Source organism: Arenimonas sp., from assembly GCF_047602345.1.
Lineage (GTDB): Bacteria > Pseudomonadota > Gammaproteobacteria > Xanthomonadales > Xanthomonadaceae > Arenimonas.
The window spans coordinates 53,646-69,140 of record NZ_JASGHN010000010.1 but is presented as its reverse complement, the minus strand read 5'-3'; the positions used below and the strand labels follow the sequence as shown (position 1 = coordinate 69,140).

At 64.8% G+C, this 15,495-nt stretch carries 15 protein-coding genes; 11 read left to right on the top strand and 4 right to left on the bottom strand.

Features of this window, described 5'->3' with window-relative positions; genetic code table 11:
* The first annotated feature begins 3 nt into the window (after positions 1-3).
* From QM707_RS13165 to QM707_RS13155, 3 genes are read left to right on the top strand one after another with little or no spacing between them, the layout of a single operon-like run.
* Complete coding sequence (locus tag QM707_RS13165; protein ID WP_415002335.1) at positions 4-1,002, top strand: ribonucleotide-diphosphate reductase subunit beta; 999 nt, start codon at positions 4-6, stop codon at positions 1,000-1,002.
* Between the two features lie 58 nt (positions 1,003-1,060).
* Positions 1,061-1,888: an NADPH-dependent 7-cyano-7-deazaguanine reductase QueF gene (gene queF, locus QM707_RS13160; protein WP_415002334.1), complete on the top strand. Its 828-nt coding sequence runs from the start codon at positions 1,061-1,063 to the stop codon at positions 1,886-1,888.
* 8 nt (positions 1,889-1,896) lie between these two features.
* A complete protein-coding gene (locus tag QM707_RS13155) occupies positions 1,897-2,403 on the top strand; it encodes a hypothetical protein (protein ID WP_415002333.1) in 507 nt (168 codons plus the stop codon).
* Positions 2,404-2,434: 31 nt separating this feature from the next.
* Here the strand turns inward: QM707_RS13155 and QM707_RS13150 are convergent, their stop codons facing one another.
* Positions 2,435-2,983 (bottom strand): hypothetical protein, encoded by a 549-nt coding sequence (locus QM707_RS13150; RefSeq protein ID WP_415002332.1) that lies wholly within the window; start codon positions 2,981-2,983, stop codon positions 2,435-2,437.
* 95 nt (positions 2,984-3,078) lie between these two features.
* On the opposite strand from QM707_RS13150, the gene QM707_RS13145 reads away from it, so the two are divergent.
* Entirely contained in the window at positions 3,079-3,435 is a 357-nt protein-coding gene (locus QM707_RS13145; RefSeq protein ID WP_415002331.1) for a YkgJ family cysteine cluster protein, read from the top strand.
* Positions 3,436-3,500: 65 nt separating this feature from the next.
* Here QM707_RS13145 and QM707_RS13140 read toward each other — a convergent pair whose 3' ends face one another.
* Positions 3,501-4,091: a thioesterase family protein gene (locus tag QM707_RS13140; RefSeq protein ID WP_415002330.1), complete on the bottom strand. Its 591-nt coding sequence runs from the start codon at positions 4,089-4,091 to the stop codon at positions 3,501-3,503.
* A 116-nt stretch (positions 4,092-4,207) separates the two neighbouring features.
* Here QM707_RS13140 and icd point away from each other — a divergent pair, with 116 nt between their 5' ends.
* Positions 4,208-5,536 (top strand): isocitrate dehydrogenase (NADP(+)), encoded by a 1,329-nt coding sequence (icd, locus tag QM707_RS13135; protein WP_415002329.1) that lies wholly within the window; start codon positions 4,208-4,210, stop codon positions 5,534-5,536.
* A 247-nt stretch (positions 5,537-5,783) separates the two neighbouring features.
* Positions 5,784-6,215 carry a VOC family protein gene (locus tag QM707_RS13130; protein ID WP_415002328.1) on the top strand — a complete coding sequence of 144 codons (432 nt, stop codon included), beginning with the start codon at positions 5,784-5,786 and terminating at the stop codon, positions 6,213-6,215.
* A gap of 391 nt (positions 6,216-6,606) precedes the next feature.
* Here QM707_RS13130 and QM707_RS13125 read toward each other — a convergent pair whose 3' ends face one another.
* Entirely contained in the window at positions 6,607-8,130 is a 1,524-nt protein-coding gene (locus QM707_RS13125) for a carboxylesterase/lipase family protein (protein ID WP_415002327.1), read from the bottom strand.
* Between the two features lie 68 nt (positions 8,131-8,198).
* Here QM707_RS13125 and aceK point away from each other — a divergent pair, with 68 nt between their 5' ends.
* Positions 8,199-9,929 carry a bifunctional isocitrate dehydrogenase kinase/phosphatase gene (aceK, locus tag QM707_RS13120; RefSeq protein WP_415002326.1) on the top strand — a complete coding sequence of 577 codons (1,731 nt, stop codon included), beginning with the start codon at positions 8,199-8,201 and terminating at the stop codon, positions 9,927-9,929.
* Positions 9,930-10,158: 229 nt separating this feature from the next.
* Positions 10,159-11,043, top strand: a complete 885-nt coding sequence (locus tag QM707_RS13115; protein WP_415002325.1) for a class I SAM-dependent methyltransferase — start codon at positions 10,159-10,161, stop codon at positions 11,041-11,043.
* On the opposite strand, the gene QM707_RS13110 is transcribed toward QM707_RS13115, so the two are convergent.
* Entirely contained in the window at positions 11,040-11,999 is a 960-nt protein-coding gene (locus tag QM707_RS13110) for an alpha/beta hydrolase (protein WP_415002324.1), read from the bottom strand. The genes QM707_RS13115 and QM707_RS13110 overlap by 4 nt on opposite strands.
* A 258-nt stretch (positions 12,000-12,257) precedes the next feature.
* On the opposite strand from QM707_RS13110, the gene QM707_RS13105 reads away from it, so the two are divergent.
* The 3 genes from QM707_RS13105 to QM707_RS13095 are packed head-to-tail and all read left to right on the top strand — an operon-like array spanning position 12,258 to position 15,485.
* A complete protein-coding gene (locus QM707_RS13105) occupies positions 12,258-12,668 on the top strand; it encodes a GntR family transcriptional regulator (protein WP_415002323.1) in 411 nt (136 codons plus the stop codon).
* 43 nt (positions 12,669-12,711) lie between these two features.
* Positions 12,712-13,626 (top strand): ABC transporter ATP-binding protein, encoded by a 915-nt coding sequence (locus QM707_RS13100; RefSeq protein ID WP_415002322.1) that lies wholly within the window; start codon positions 12,712-12,714, stop codon positions 13,624-13,626.
* Positions 13,627-13,664: 38 nt separating this feature from the next.
* Positions 13,665-15,485 (top strand): hypothetical protein, encoded by a 1,821-nt coding sequence (locus QM707_RS13095; protein ID WP_415002321.1) that lies wholly within the window; start codon positions 13,665-13,667, stop codon positions 15,483-15,485.
* Positions 15,486-15,495: the final 10 nt, after the last annotated feature.

The following is a 15,495-nucleotide window of genomic DNA, read 5'->3' as shown; positions in this document are numbered from 1 at the left end:
ACCATGCTTCTCAGTCCAGGCTTCGAACTCACCCTTCGTCCCATGCGTTACCCGGCCTTCTACGAGATGTACCGCAACGCCATTCGCAATACGTGGACGGTCGAGGAGGTCGATTTCTCGCTGGACCTGAACGATCTTCGACACAAGTTCGGCCCGGCCGAGCGACATCTGGTCGAGCGGCTCGTCGCGTTCTTCGCTACCGGCGATAGTATCGTCGCGAACAATCTCGTATTGAATCTGTACCAGCACATCAACGCGCCGGAAGCACGCCTCTACCTGTCGCGCCAGTTGTATGAAGAAGCCTTGCATGTGCAGTTCTACCTGACCTTGCTCGACACCTATCTGCCGGAGCCGGAACAGCGCGCGCGCGCCTTCGCCGCGATCGAGAACATCCCGGCCATCCGGCACAAGGCGCAGTTCTGTTTCCGCTGGATGGATTCGATCGCCGGACTGCAACGCCTCGAAACGCGCGAACATCGCCGTCAGTTCCTTCTGAACCTGATCTGCTTCGCCACCTGCATCGAAGGCCTGTTCTTCTTCGGCGCGTTCGCCTACGTCTACTACCTGCGCTCGCGCGGCCTTCTGCACGGCCTCGCCGCTGGTACGAACTGGGTATTCCGCGACGAGAGCGGGCACATGGCTTTCGCCTTCGAGGTGATCCGCGTGGTACGCGAGGAAGAACCGGACCTGTTCGACGAGGATATGCGCTCGCAGATCGCCACGATGTTGGACGAGGCGGTCGCCTGCGAGATGGTGTTCGCCGAGGACGTGCTGTCGGGCGGCGTGGCCGGCCTGTCGACGCGCGACATGCGCCAGTACCTGGAATACGTCGCCGACCAGCGCCTTGCCCAGCTCGGCTTGCCCCGACAGTACGGTGCGCGCAATCCCTTCCCCTTCATGGATCTGCAGGACGTGCAGGAACTGACCAACTTCTTCGAGCGACGGGTTTCGGCGTACCAGGTGGGTGTCCAGGGCGAGGTGGCGTTCGACGCGGCTTTCTGAACGCGAAAGCCCGTTGACGGACGCTTGCCGGGCCGAGGGCGCATGCCACAATACCGGCATGAGCACCCCCGAACAGTCGCCGCTTGGCAAGTCCGTCGCCTATGCAGGAACCTACGATCCCGGGTTGCTGTTCCCGATCCCGCGCGCGGCCAAGCGCGCCGAGCTCGGCCTTGGCGACGAGCTGCCGTTCATCGGCGTGGATGTCTGGAACGCCTACGAGTTGAGCTGGCTCGATGCGCGCGGCAAACCGCGCGTGGCCCTGGCCGAATTCCGCGTGCCGGCCGAATCGCCGAACCTGATCGAATCGAAGAGCTTCAAGCTGTACTTGAACAGCTTCAACCAGACGCGCGTGCACGATACCGACGAGTTGCGCACCAAGCTGTCGCACGATCTGTCGCTGGCGGCCGGCGCGCCCGTCAGCGTGGTGCTGTCCACGCCGACGTCGCCGCAATCGGCCATCATCGAAAATCTCGCGGGCGAAGTGATCGACGACCTGCCGATCGAATTCACGCGCTACGGGCCGCCGGATGCGAGCCTGCTGTACTCCAATCCCGATGCCGTGGTCGAGGAGACCCTGGTTTCGCACCTGCTCAAGTCGAATTGCCCGGTCACCGGCCAGCCGGACTGGGCCAGCCTGCAGATCCACTATGTCGGGCCGCGCCTGGGCCGCGACGGGCTGCTGCGCTACCTGGTTTCGTACCGCGAACACGCCGAGTTCCACGAACAATGCGTCGAGCGCATCTTCCTGGACCTGCAGAAGCAATGCGAACCCACGCGATTGTCCGTCTATGCGCGCTACACTCGGCGCGGCGGCCTGGACATCAACCCGTTCCGCTGTACGCCGGGCTGGATGATGCCCGGCAATACCCGAACCTCCCGCCAGTGAGGCTAGCCATGCGCCTGCGCCATCTGTCCGTCCTGCTCGCCCTGACTGTCCTCGCGCTCGCTGCGTGCAAGAAGGACGATGCGCCGAAGACGCCGGAACCGACGGCGAAGGCCGACAAACCGGCCGCGATGGCGGCCAAGCCGACCAGCCCGGCCACCGCGACGCCGGGCAAGGCCCTGGACCTCGGCGAGTTCTCCATCCTCAGCGTGAAGCTCGGCAAGGCGGTGGACGAGCAGAACCAGGTCGTCGCCGAGCAGGACGTGTTCGGGCCGAAGGATGCGATCCACGCCGCCGTGCTGACCAAGGGCAAACACCAGGGTCTGCGCGTGTCGGCGCGCTGGACGACGGCCGACGGTCGGCTCGTGGCGGAAAGCGATCAGCCGCTGGTGCCCGATTCGGCGACCGTGACGACGTTCCGCATCGCCAATCCTGCCGGCTGGCCGGTCGGAAAGTACGAAGTCGCGATCGCGCTGGACGACCAGACGATGGAAAAGCGCGCCTTCGAGGTGCGCTGAACAATCTGGCGAGACGTGTTGAGCTTACGCTTCAGGGCGACGGCGCTTTCACGCGCTGGTACAGCCCGTCGAAACTCGTGTTCCAGGTTTTGCCGTCGTCGATCGAGGTTTCCCAGTGCTGGCGCACTGTGCCATCGGCGTTCGGCGTCCAGGTGATGCGCTCGCGCTGAGTTTTGCCGGTCTGCGCGTTCGGTTTGGCCTGCACGCCCTCGAGCACCATCTTGCCGTCGACGATTCCGCCGATCAGATGCAGGCGTCCGCCCGTGGTATCCACCCAGAACTGTTCCCAACGGCCGGTGTCGCGGTTGTAGATGTTGAAGCTCTTGCCGGTGTAACCGCTGCCGCCCTGCCAGTTCTCCAGGATCACGCAGCCGTCGAGGATGGATTCGATGCGGCTATGACCCGGCGGTTTGCCATCCGGCGCAGGCACGTTCCATTCGCCGATCCAGAAATCGAACTGCCGGTGTTCCGGCGCCTTGCAGTCGGGCGGCGCGGGTGGACGCGGCGGGGAAGGCGCGGTCTCCTGGGCCTGCACCGAGGCTGCCAGCAGGGCGGTGGATAGCAGAGTGGCTATTCGCATGGTCTTTCCCCTTCATGCCTGGTACCCGGAGCCTAGGCCCGACGCCGGATGGCGCCATCGGCCATTGGTCAGGGGTGAGGGATAATCGCGACGCGATGGATATCGACCTCGAACATCCCTGCCAGCGCTGCGGCGCCTGCTGCGCGGCCTTCCGCGTGGCCTTCTACTGGGCCGAAGCGACGCCGGCCAAGGCCGATGGCGTGCCGGAGGAACTGACGGCACCGGTGCGTCCGAACATCCTCGCGATGCGCGGTACCGACGCGCGCGATCCGCACTGCATCGCGCTCGAGGGTGTCGTCGGCGAACGCACGTCGTGCCGCATCTATGCGCAGCGGCCCTCGCCCTGTCGCGATCTCAAGGCCAGTTACGAGGACGGTACGCACAGTCAACAATGCGATCGTGCGCGTGCGCGCTACGGGTTGGCGCCATTGACCCCGGAGACTTGGATGTAGGAGCGATGGCAATCGCGACTGCCGGATGTCGCGATTGCCATCGCTCCTACAGCGCTCCTACGACATTACGCGCTCTGCGCGCGCTGCATCAGCGCCTTTTCCGAATCGCGCCAGGCGATCACATCCGGCGTCAGCGGTTGCGCGAGCCGGCGCTGTAGTTCCTCGCGTAGGTTTTCCGGGAATGTCGCTGCATACGCCGACGTCGGCACCAAACCCTCCTTGCTCACCGCGCCGCCCTTCATGATGCCGGCCGCGTGCACCTTGTCGCCGCGCACGAATTCGAAACCCATGTAGTTCCAGCGCTCGTCCGAACACAGCCAGCGGAAACGCAACTCGTAACGCTGCAGCGGTTTCAGGTCGCGCCGGTAGCTGATCAGCACGCCGCCGGCCATCGGCTGCCAGCCTTGCTTCACCAGCGCCTTGAGGAAACCCGTCCGGCTGAAGAATTCGATCAGGGCCAGGTCCACCATGGTCAGGTAGCGGCCGTTGTTGAGGTGCAGGTTGATGTCGATGTCGTTCGGTAATACCCGCCAGAACTGGCTCAGGGTGTCGCCGAAGGCCAGGGCACGCATGAAATGCGCCCGCAGCAGGGTCCAGATCAGCCGGAGATACAGGTTCATGCCGCCATGATCGGCGAAGGGGCAGCCCGGCGCCATGGCGGTTTCGGCCCCTGCCGGCGCTTTCGCCCCGGGCCCCAAAACGCGACAATGGCGCCCCCAGCGCCGGACCCCGGCGCCGACCCTGATGCGAATCGGGATTCCACGGAGGCGTCATGGCAGAACCCATCATCACCGCACCGGCCGGCGGCGCGAAGATCACCATCGCGAACGGCAAGCTCAACGTACCGGCCAACCCGGTCATTCCCTTCATCGAAGGCGACGGCACCGGCCCGGACATCTGGCGCGCTTCGGTGCGCGTGCTCGACGCGGCCGTGGCGAAAGCCTACGGCGGTGCGCGCAAGATCCACTGGCTCGAGGTCTACGCCGGCGAGAAGTCGAACAACCAGTTCGGCACCTGGCTGCCGGATTCGACCGTGCAGGCCTGCCGCGATTACCTCGTCAGCATCAAGGGCCCGCTGACCACACCGGTCGGCGGCGGCATCCGTTCCTTGAACGTCGCGCTTAGGCAGATGCTGGATTTGTATGTCTGTCTGAGGCCAGTGAGATGGTTCAAGGGCGTGCCCTCGCCGGTCAAGCGTCCCGACCAGGTCGACATGACGATCTTCCGCGAGAACACCGAGGACATCTACGCCGGCATCGAATGGCAGGGCGGCAGCGCCGACGCGCAGAAGGTGCTCGACTTCATCGCGAAGGAATTCCCGCAGGCCTTCGGCAAGATCCGTTTCGGCACGACCGAAAAGAACGCCGAGTGGCAGAAAGCGCTGGAAGGCATCGGTGCGCCGCATCGCGAGCTGCCGGTGCAGGTCGGTCTCGGCATCAAGCCGGTGAGCTACCTCGGCACCGAGCGCCTCGTGCACAGCGCCATCGAATACGCGATCAAGGAAGGTCGCAAATCGGTGACCCTGGTGCACAAGGGCAACATCATGAAGTTCAGCGAAGGCGGTTTCCGCGACTGGGGTTACCAGGTCGCGCGCGACTTCTTCGGAGCGGTCGAACTCGACGGCGGTCCCTGGCACGTCATTCCGGAAGGCAAGCCGGGCGCGGGCCTCATCATCAAGGACGCGATCGCCGACGCCTTCCTGCAGCAGATCCTGCTGCGTCCGGCCGAATACGACGTCGTCGCCACGCTGAACCTCAATGGCGACTATTTGTCCGATGCGCTGGCTGCGCAGGTCGGCGGCATCGGCATCGCGCCGGGCGCCAACATCAATTACGTCACCGGTCACGCGGTGTTTGAAGCCACGCACGGCACGGCGCCGAAGTACGCCGGCCTCGACAAGGTCAACCCGGGCTCGGTGATCCTGTCGGGCGAGATGATGCTGCGTTACATGGGCTGGAACGAAGCGGCCGACGCCATCATCAAGGCCACCGATGCGGCGATCGCCTCCAAGCGCGTCACCTACGATTTCGCCCGACTGATGGAAGGTGCGACGGAAGTGAAGTGCTCGGAGTTCGCGGACGAGCTGATTCGTCATCTTTGACGGCGCACCGGGCATCCTGCCGCAGGCGCCGTCACGCGAGCCTCAGGCCAGGCCTGCGACTCGCTCCGACGCAAGCGGCGACGGCACGTCCCTGTGCCGCCCGCATTGTTGAAGGATCGCGGGGCGCTTCGGCGCCCCGTTTCTTTTTCCGGATTTAGGAGGCAGAGTAGATTCCCGCGCGAAGCGAGAATGCACTCCGGGCCATTTCTGGGGCTGGCGCCAAGGAGATGTTGTGGCAGTCAAACGCATGGACAACGTCGGCATCGTGGTGGAAAACCTCGACGCGGCGATCGGGTTCTTCGTCGAGCTCGGCTTGATCCTTGAGGGGCGCATGCCCATCGAAGGCGAGTGGGCGGGCCGCGTCACCGGCGTGCGCGATCAGCGCGTCGAGATCGCCATGCTGCGAACGCCCGACGGGCATAGCCGCCTTGAGCTCTCGCGTTTCGACGCACCGGCCATTGAGTCCGATCACCGTACCGCTCCGGTGAACTCTCTGGGTTACTTGCGCGTGATGTTCGCCGTTGACGACATCGCGGATACCTTGGCCAGGCTGAAGAAGCTCGGGGCGACGGTAGTCGATGAGGTCGTTGACTATGAGGGCATCTACCGGCTCTGTTACATCCGCGGCCCGGAGGGGATACTCATCGGGCTGGCCCAGGAGCTTGCGCGTCCGGTATAGCCGCGAAGCAAATCTCCGTTCCAGAAGGAACGAAAACTACTGCCTTTCGCTTGCGGGAGCATGACCATGACACTGATAGATGCGCAGGGCCGCCCAAACCTGCAGTGCAGCAAGTGCAGGACCGTCATCGCTTGGCCTGCTTCGTTGTCCGGTCGAGAGAAAGTAGCCATCGCCGCAATCACCCGGAACGATGGGCTCGACGGCGCAAAATTTGCGGAAGTTCTTGGTCTCGGTACAAGAGAGGCCAAGGCACTTGTCCTGCATGTCACGCGAACGCGCGGGGTGTGCCACAAGTGCGATCGTCCTGTCGGTGGCGGGGAGTCGGTTTGCGAATGTGGGTCCGTGAACCTGGATTGGTAGCGAGAACGAAGTCGAGTTCGGCCACCTGCGCTCACCGCCCCAACCAACGCTCCGCGTTCTGCAGCAACGCGATGAACGTGTTCAATCGCGCGGCCATGAAGCCCGGACGCGCTTCGCTGGTGTCGCCGATATCCAGCACGTTTGCGCGCCGCGCGCTGTCGCGCGGCCAGATGGGCAGGGTGCCGCCATCGGGCGGGCCGCCGCGGATGAAGGCGAGCCAGCGTTGCTGCACTTCGCGCGAGCGTTCGCGGTCTTTGTCGACGAAGGGCTTGTCGAGACAGCGACAGGAATCGCCGGTGCCGAAGACATAGGCGATCTCGCCGCCATGCGGGACGCCAGCCGCGCCACTGCGTTGGTTCTGTGCGAGGTAGCTGAACCAATAGCGCCAGGTCGGCGCGCGTTGCGATTGCAAGTAAGCGATGCGGCGAACGAAGGCGGTGAAAGCCAGATCGCGCCCGATCTCGCGCCCGAGCTGCGCATCGTCCTTCGCGTCCGGATAAGACAGTTTCAACGCGATCTTCGCGCCTTGCAGTTTCTGCACCAGGGCGGCTGGGTTAACCCCGAAAGCGACCAGCACGGAGCCATCGTCGTCGGTCGAACCGACGATCAGCGGCACGCGCGCCTGCCGGTCCTGCTGGAAGGATTGCAGGATCGTGCGCGGGACGGCCTCATCGCCGACGATGAACGACGGCGCCAGCGAAACCTCCGCCGACTTCAGGGCCGCGAATCGATCGGCGGGAATCGCGCGCAGCTGCGCGGCCGCCGCATTTTTTCCCGGCAAGCCCAGGGCATCGGCGACCGCGTACGACACGGACTGCGCCTTCGAACGCGTATGACTCGGCACGCCGTACGGGCTTTGCGCGATCGCGCGCTGGAAAAGGCCTTTTGCTTTCGGCGAGACCATCAGGGCCAGCACGCTCTGTGCGCCGGCCGATTGCCCGGCGATCGTCACCTGTCTCGGGTCGCCGCCGAAGGCTGCGATATTTCGCTGCACCCATTGCAGCGCGGCGATCTGGTCGAGCAGGCCGAAGTTCACCGGGCCGTTCTGTCCCGTGACGGTCGGGTGCGCGAAGAAACCGAGCGCGCCCATCCGGTAGTTGATCGTCACGACGACGATGCCTTCGCGTGCCAGCGCCGAACCGTCGTACAAGGGCACGGCGCCGGAACCGAAGACCAGCGCGCCGCCATGGATCCAGACTAGCACCGGCCGGTTACGCACGCCCTTCTTCAACGGCGTCCAGACATTGAGATAAAGACAGTCTTCCGACACGCGGCCGGGATCGCCGCCATTGGCGGTGGAAAGCTGAGGGTCCTGGACGCAGGCGTCTCCGAAACGGGCTGCACTGCGCGAACCTTTCCAGGGCACGACGGCTTGCGGCGCACGCCAGCGCTGGCCGCCGACCGGCGGTGCGGCGTACGGGATGCCGCGGAAGACCGAAACGCCGTCTTCGCCGCGGCCTTCGAGCATGCCGGCATCGGTCTCGGCCAAGGCCACGATATCGGCGCGCGTCGTGAAGGCCGCCAGGAACAGGATGCAGGCCATCAGCCAACGCATGAGCGACTCCCAATGCGGGTTCGGCGCCAGCATAGGCCGCCCCACGCCGGCAGCGCTAGACTGCGGGCATGGACTCATCGCCAGTGCTCGACACGAACACGCTTGCCGAAACCTGTGCGCGTCTCATCCGCGATGGTTTCAGCGAATACGATGCGCGTTTCGATGCGGTCACTCGCCGGGCCCGGCAGCGGTTCGAGCGACGCGACTGGACCGGTTCGCGCGAGGACGCGGTCGAACGCATCGAGTTGTACGACCGCTGCGTGGCCGAAACCTCGGCCTTGCTGGAGTCGCGATTGCAGGCCGATGCCGCCGACCGCGGCCTGTGGTCGGCCGTACGCGATCGTTACGCCACGCTGATCGCCGATCAGCTCGACCAGGAATTGTTCAAGACCTTTTTCAATACGCTGACGCGGCGCTTCTTCCGGACGCGCGGCGTCGCCGAGGACATCGAGTTCGTCGCGCTCGATATCGAACCGACCGATCGCATCACCCATCCCGTCGCTCGCCACAGCTACGCGGTGACCGACGACGCGGCGGCGATGTTCCAACGCGTGCTCGGCGACTACCCGTTCGCCGCTCCGTACGCCGATGCCAAGGGCGATGCGGCGCGTATCGCGGCCGCGCTGCAGGAAAGGCTGGCCGATTGGGGCGAGGCCGGCGTGCTGGGCATCGAATTGCTCGAAACCGTGTTCTATCGCGAGCGCCGCGCCTACCTGGTCGGCCGCCTGTTCGGGCGCGAGCAGCATGCGCCCTGCGTGATCGCGCTGGTCAACGAGGACGTTGGACTGCGCGTGGATGCGGTGCTGTGCACGCGCCAGCACGTGGCCGTGTTGTTCGGTTACACGCACAGCTATTTCCATGCCGACCTGCCGACCATCGGCGATGCCGTCGTCTTCCTGCGCATCCTGTTGCCGGGCAAGCCGTTGGACGAGATCTATACCGTGCTCGGCCGCGCCAAGCAGGGCAAGACGGAGCGCTATCGGCATTTCTTCCGCTACTTGGGCGACCAGGAGCAGCAGCGATTGATTCAAGCCGAGGGCGAACGAGGCATGGTGATGGCCGTGTTCACGCTGCCGGGCTATCCGCTGGTGTTCAAGCTGATCCGAGACAAGTTCGCCTATCCGAAGAACATCGCTCGCGAGCAAGTGCGGGAAAAGTACCTGCTGGTTTTCAAGCACGACCGCGTTGGCCGATTGATCGATGCGCAGGAGTACCGCTTCCTGCGTTTCCCGCGCTCGCAGTTCGCGCCGGCGCTGCTGGATGAATTGCTCGGCGAATGCCGCGAATCGGTCAGCCTCGACGGCGACGATGTCGTCGTGCATCATTGTTATGTCGAGCGCCGTCTGCGGCCCCTGAACCTGTACGTGAAGGAAGTCTCCGAGGCAGCGGCATTGGCCGCCGTACTTGACTACGGACAGGCGATCAAAGATCTGGCGCGCAGTAATATCTTTCCCGGCGACCTGTTGCTGAAGAACTTCGGCGTGACCCGGCATGGGCGTGCGATCTTCTACGACTACGACGAGCTCTGCCTCGTCAGCGAATGCCGCTTCCGCGCCTTGCCGCAGCCGCGCAACGAGGAAGAGGAGATGCATCACGGGGCCTGGTACTACGTCGCCGAAAACGACGTCTTTCCCGAACAGTTCCCGCGCTTCCTCGGCTTGACGCCCGAACAGCGCGCGGCCTTGCTGGACGTGCATGGCGAGATCTTCGACGTAGCCTGGTGGCAGGCGTTGCAGGCGCGGCTGCGAGCCGGAGGTTACGCCGACGTGCCGCCGTATCCGGAGCACACAAGGCTCTGATTCTCTGCTTCTCAACGTGACCCTCGCCGCGCGCAGGGAGAGAGGCGAGGAACGAGTGAAGAGGAACGAGTTAAGAAAGATGGCGTTGCGCGGGTCATGCCTCGTCTCGTTCCTCATTTCTCTTCATTCTTTCCTCTTGCTGCCGCAAGACGCCAGATGGGTATGAGCGACCGAGGTGTCAACGAGCAGACGGCCGCTGGGCTATGATCGGCCATCCCCCGGAGACCGTATGAACATTCTCGCCAGATCCTTCCTTTTCGCCGGCCTCGCCTTGTCCCTGGCCGCTTGTCGCCATCGCGGCGATGTCGCCGAAGCCGTGCCGGCCGACACACCGGCACCTGCGCCCGCAGCCGCGCCGGTAGGCAGCGCCTTCGATGCCGTTCTCGCCGGCGACTGGCGCGAAGCGAAGAATTCCGCACGCGACAAGTACCGTCATCCGCGCGAGACGCTGGAGTTCTTCGGCGTGAAGCCCGGTATGACCGTGATCGAGATCTGGCCCAGTGGTGGCTGGTATACCGAGGTGCTGGCGCCCTATCTGCGCGAGAGCGGCCGGTACGTCGGCGTGATCAACGATGCGTCGCTGGTCGAGCCGGGGCGCGAGAAGTTCTACGCCGACCAGAACAATGCGCTGCGCGCTAAGCTCAGCGCCCGGCCCGATGTCTACGATCGCGTGCAGCTGCGGCCCATTCATCCGCGCGCGCCGGAACTGGGCGCACCGGCCAGCGTCGATGCGGTGCTGACGTTCCGCAACGTGCACAACTGGGTGATGGGTGGCACCGAGAAGGAAATGTTCGCGGCCTTCTACGACGTGCTCAAACCGGGCGGCGTACTCGGCGTGGTCGACCATCGCGCCGCCGAAGGCGCCGAGCTCGAGAAGATCAAGAACAGCGGTTATTTGCCCGAGGCCTACGTGATCAACCTGGCGCTGCGCGCAGGTTTCCAGCTTGAGGCACGCAGCGAGGTCAATGCTAATCCGAAGGACCGCAAGGACTATCCGGGCGGCGTCTGGACTCTGCCGCCGGCCCTGCGCGAAGGCGACAAGAATCGCGACGAGTACCTGGCGATCGGCGAAAGCGATCGCATGACCTTGCGCTTCGTCAAGCCGCGCGACTAACTGCGCGGGATCATCCCGATCCCACCGAGCCAGCGTTCGACGAGCCGTGGCCACGCGTCGATGGGCGAATGCGTCTTACGCAATCCGAACGCATGCCCGCCTTTGTCGAAAACCTGGAGCTCCGCGGGCACGCCCGCTTTCTTCAGCGCCGAATGGTAGACGAGCGAGTTTTCGACCGGATCGATCGGGTCGTCCCTGGCGTGCAGCAGGAAGGTCGGTGGCGTGTCCCGTGTGATCCGCACGTCCGGATTGAGCGCGAAGTTCGTCGCCGGCACGGCCAGATGGCCCGGATAAAGTGCGATGGCGAAGTCGGGGCGACAACTCGCCCGGTCGGCCGCGTCGACGGACGGATACAGACGCTTCTCGAACTGCGTGCTCATCGCGACGACCATGTGGCCGCCGGCGGAGAATCCCATGACGCCGATGCGTCGTGGATCGATCCTCCATTCGGCGGCGCGGAAGCGCACCAGGCCCACGGTGCGCTGCGCATCCTGCAGTGCCGTCAGGCAATTCCGGTACGGGCCCGATTTCTCGCAGGGCACGCGATACTTCAACAGCACGCAGGTGATGCCTTTCGAGGTCAGCCAATCGCAGGCCTCCGTGCCTTCGAGATCCATCGCCAGCACGTTGTATCCGCCGCCGGGAAACACGACGACGGCGGCGCCGGTGTTTTTTCCCTTGGGCGGGTAAACGGTCATCGTCGGCGTGGCGACCTGCGCGACGAATATCCAGGGCTTGCCGCCGACCAATTTCCTTGCCGTGCCGCCGGGTTTGATCGTCACTTCGCCGCTGACTTCGGGGCCGTCCAGTGTGCGCGCATTGGGAATCGCGCCCGGCCAGATCGGTTCTTGCTTGTGTCCGGGCGACGGATGCCATCCCGATGGCGCTGCACACGAAATCGTGGAGAAAAGCAGCAGGAAGAATGCGCAGAACGCGCCGGCGAGGTTTCGCGACATGCGATCGGGGCCTCCTTTGAGACTCGCATGATATCGCCGCGTTCGCGGGCCCACTGATCGCGGGGGCACGCGAAAGGCGTGAATGGCGCAGAGCCGATGCATCGTTCATTGCAGCGGAGCTCGGCGGTCGGCTGCAGGCGCCCCAGCCGGGAACCGGGTCGTCTCGCACCCCGAAACCCCTGTTTCGTCGCATGGCCTTGACAGGGCCGGAAAGCTGTCTGTACTGTACCAGCACACACAGTACAGTTAGGACGGTCCATGGCCCGCACCCAAGCCCTGATGATCCAGATCGCCACCGGCGATCCGCGGCCGATCGGCAAGCAGATCGCCGATGCGGTGCGGATGAAGATCGCCACCGGCGATCTGAAGACCGGCGACCAGCTGCCCAGCGTGCGCGGGCTGGCCCAGCAGCTGACTATCAATCCGAACACGGTGGCTAAGGCCTATGCCGAGTTGACCGCCGAGGGCTGGCTCGAATCGCGGCAGGGCATGGGCTTGTATGTCTCTGCGCCGCGCCAGCGCCTCTCCGATGAAGAGCGCGAGCGCCGGCTGGACGACGCTATCGGCCGCTTCGTCCACGACGTCATCCCGCTCGGTTTCGCGCCTGACGAGGTGCAGGCGCGTGTCGAGCATGAGTTTCGCCAGCTGGTTCCCCGAAAGATCGCCTGAGCGCGACTGATCCGCATCGAACGAATCGACTTTGAGCACACACATGAGCAATCACCACGACTACGTCATCGAGACCCGCGCGTTGAGCAAGCGCTACGGCCGCAAGCTGGCGCTGGACAATCTCGACCTGCGCATCCCGCGCGGCCGCATCCATGCCATCGTCGGCGCCAACGGCGCCGGCAAGTCCACCCTGTTCCGCATCTTGATGGGCTTCATGCCGCCGACCGCGGGCGAAGCGCGCATTCTCGGTCGCGACAGCCAAAAGCTGACGCCGGAAGATCGCGGCCGCATCGGCTTCGTCAACGAGGAACACACCCTGCCGAACTGGATGCGCGTGTCGCAGGTGACGACGATGCAGAAGCACCAGTACGCGCGTTGGAACCAGCGCGCGTTCGACAGCGTGATCGGGCACTACCACGTGCTGCCGGAACAGAAGGTCGGCCAGCTGTCGCGCGGCGAACGCGCCGGTTTCAACCTGGCGCTGGCATTGGCGCAGGGGCCGGAGCTACTGGTGCTGGACGAGCCGACACTGGGCCTGGACGTGGTCGCCAAACGCGCGTTCCTGGAGTCGTTGCTGTACAGCAATGCCGCCGACGAATGCACGGTGATCTATTGCTCGCACCAGATGGAGGAAATCGAGCGCGTCGCCGACAACCTCATCATCCTCGAGCGCGGCCAACTCAAGAACATGTCGGCGCCGGAGGACTTCACCGCGCGGGTCAGCCACTGGGTCGCCGACGTACCGTTCAAGGGCCCGGACTTGCACACGGTGCCGGGCCTGCTGGAAGTGCAGCGCCTCGATGGCCTGCACCACTACCTGGTGCTGGACCAGGACGACGGCTTCGAGCAATTCCTGCGCAAGGCCGGCGCCCGCAACGTGCAATCGATGCCGGTCAGCCTGGACCGCGCCGTCAACGCCTTCCTTGCCAAGAACCACGCCGCGCCGGCAGCCGCCTGAGCGCGAAAAACGCCGGACAACGGCATGAGGACAAACACATGAACGATCTATTCAAGGGCGAGCTGTTGCGCTTCCGCCTTTGGGCCATTATCGCCGGCGTCATCAATCTGGTCGTGCTGGGGTTCCTCAGCCGCATGGTGGACATGGCCCAGCAACCCACCATCGTCTACCAGGTCTTCGGCGCCGTGTACGCCGTGGCCGGCATCCTGCTGGGCTTGTACCAGATGGGCAGTTACCGCAAGCCGAATCAATGGCTGAACCTGCTGCATCGTCCGATGCATCGCCTGCAGATCGCTGGTGCGCTGAGCCTTGCCAGCGTGGTGCTGTTGCTGGCCGTGACGGCGTTGCCGATCGCTTTGATCTGCCTCTACCAGGACACGATGACCGCGCGCGTGGTCGACCTGCGTCATTGGTTGTTGCCGGTGGCGGCCTGGTTGATCGCGGTGTCCGGTTATCTCGCCGGCGCCTACGCGATGGTCGGCAATCGCCGCTATTCGTTCGCCGCCTTCCTGCTGCCGAACCTGTTCATGTATGCACAAGCGTCCGGCGTGGCGATGCTGGGCGTGCAATGCGTGGTCATCGCGTTCCTCGCGCTTTTGCTGGCGATCGCGTTCAAGCCGGATCCTGCCGCGCCTTCGCGCAATCCGCTGGCGACGCTGGCGGTGGCACTGCCGGTTCAGCTGGGCGCCTACTTCCTGATCTGGATGATGGGTTTCGGTGTCGAGTTGTTCTGGACGGCGAGCGGCACCCATCCGCTCAACACGCCGGAGCCTCCGAAAGGCGGGCATATCGAGGCCGATCGCGTCCAGGGCAAGGAGATGCTGCTGCTCGGCATCGAAGGCAGTCGCGATGCCGAGGCGGCTCTGTGGCGTGAGCAGATCGCGCTGTCCGATGTGTACACGACCTATCCGCTGCGCAACCTGCCGGTGCAGGGCAGCCTGACCAACCTGTCGCCGCTGGAGTTCGGCGATGGCGACAACAACCTCTTCTTTGTGTATAGCCACGACCGTTCGCGTTTCGTCACCCGTGGCCTGCGCGACCAGCGCGCCCGTGGCGAGATGGGTGTGGGCGAGGCGCAAGCCGCATTCCCCGGGCCGACCATGCCGTACGGCGCGACCTACCTGTTCAACGCGCACGCGGCTTATCAGTACGACAGCGAACAGCAGCGCATGTTCGAACGCATCCGCCTGCCGCAGGGCGAGGTGATGGCCAGCCCGCCGGAACCGGCCGGCGACAACATCGTGGTGCTCAGCGACCGCGCCGCGTATTTCTATCCCGGCCGCGAGACGATGCATGGACTCGACCTGCTGCAACCGCTGATGCGGGTGGCGATGCCGGGTCCGGTCGGCAACCTCAGCCGGATGGACGTGATCGAACTGCTGGACGGTTATCTGGTGTCGTACACCTATACCTGGGGCGTGTGGAGCGGCGAACTGCAGCATCCTTACCAGCAGGTGCTGCGCGTGGACGGCAAGGGGCAGGCGCGTGAAGTCGCACGCCGCGCGCTGTCGATCGACCTGCCGGTCGCTTACACCAATCGAAACACCTGGTTGTCGCCGGTGCTGCGCGCGATCTGCCTGGGCGCGCAGGATCTGTTCGCGGCGAACGATCCGCTGCGCGCGAAGCCGGAACCGATGCCGCGACAAGTGTTGTGGTTGGCCGGTGTGTGCGGCCTGCTGTCGTTGCTCGGCGCGATCTGGATGACCGGCAAGCAGTCGCATTCGGTGCGCGGTCGTTGGGGCTGGGTGCTGCTGTGCGGCGTGATCGGCCTGCCGGCGCTGGCCAGCCTGTGGCTGATGGTACCGCGTCGCGAAACGTTGCCGATGCCCGCGCCGAGTGCGCGGCCGGTCGCCGCCTGAGCCGGAACGC

What these genes read in the sequence shown, in the direction of transcription:
- QM707_RS13150 (WP_415002332.1), bottom strand. Translation starts at nt 2,983, where the DNA reads ATGCGAATAGCCACTCTGCTATCCACCGCCCTGCTGGCAGCCTCGGTG.
- QM707_RS13130 (WP_415002328.1), top strand. Translation starts at nt 5,784, where the DNA reads ATGGACAACGTCGGCATCGTGGTGGAAAACCTCGACGCGGCGATCGGG.
- QM707_RS13155 (WP_415002333.1), top strand. Translation starts at nt 1,897, where the DNA reads ATGCGCCTGCGCCATCTGTCCGTCCTGCTCGCCCTGACTGTCCTCGCG.
- QM707_RS13110 (WP_415002324.1), bottom strand. Translation starts at nt 11,999, where the DNA reads ATGTCGCGAAACCTCGCCGGCGCGTTCTGCGCATTCTTCCTGCTGCTT.
- icd (WP_415002329.1), top strand. Translation starts at nt 4,208, where the DNA reads ATGGCAGAACCCATCATCACCGCACCGGCCGGCGGCGCGAAGATCACC.
- QM707_RS13140 (WP_415002330.1), bottom strand. Translation starts at nt 4,091, where the DNA reads ATGGCGCCGGGCTGCCCCTTCGCCGATCATGGCGGCATGAACCTGTAT.
- queF (WP_415002334.1), top strand. Translation starts at nt 1,061, where the DNA reads ATGAGCACCCCCGAACAGTCGCCGCTTGGCAAGTCCGTCGCCTATGCA.
- QM707_RS13125 (WP_415002327.1), bottom strand. Translation starts at nt 8,130, where the DNA reads ATGCGTTGGCTGATGGCCTGCATCCTGTTCCTGGCGGCCTTCACGACG.
- QM707_RS13095 (WP_415002321.1), top strand. Translation starts at nt 13,665, where the DNA reads ATGAACGATCTATTCAAGGGCGAGCTGTTGCGCTTCCGCCTTTGGGCC.
- QM707_RS13145 (WP_415002331.1), top strand. Translation starts at nt 3,079, where the DNA reads ATGGATATCGACCTCGAACATCCCTGCCAGCGCTGCGGCGCCTGCTGC.
- QM707_RS13105 (WP_415002323.1), top strand. Translation starts at nt 12,258, where the DNA reads ATGGCCCGCACCCAAGCCCTGATGATCCAGATCGCCACCGGCGATCCG.
- QM707_RS13115 (WP_415002325.1), top strand. Translation starts at nt 10,159, where the DNA reads ATGAACATTCTCGCCAGATCCTTCCTTTTCGCCGGCCTCGCCTTGTCC.
- QM707_RS13100 (WP_415002322.1), top strand. Translation starts at nt 12,712, where the DNA reads ATGAGCAATCACCACGACTACGTCATCGAGACCCGCGCGTTGAGCAAG.
- QM707_RS13165 (WP_415002335.1), top strand. Translation starts at nt 4, where the DNA reads ATGCTTCTCAGTCCAGGCTTCGAACTCACCCTTCGTCCCATGCGTTAC.
- aceK (WP_415002326.1), top strand. Translation starts at nt 8,199, where the DNA reads ATGGACTCATCGCCAGTGCTCGACACGAACACGCTTGCCGAAACCTGT.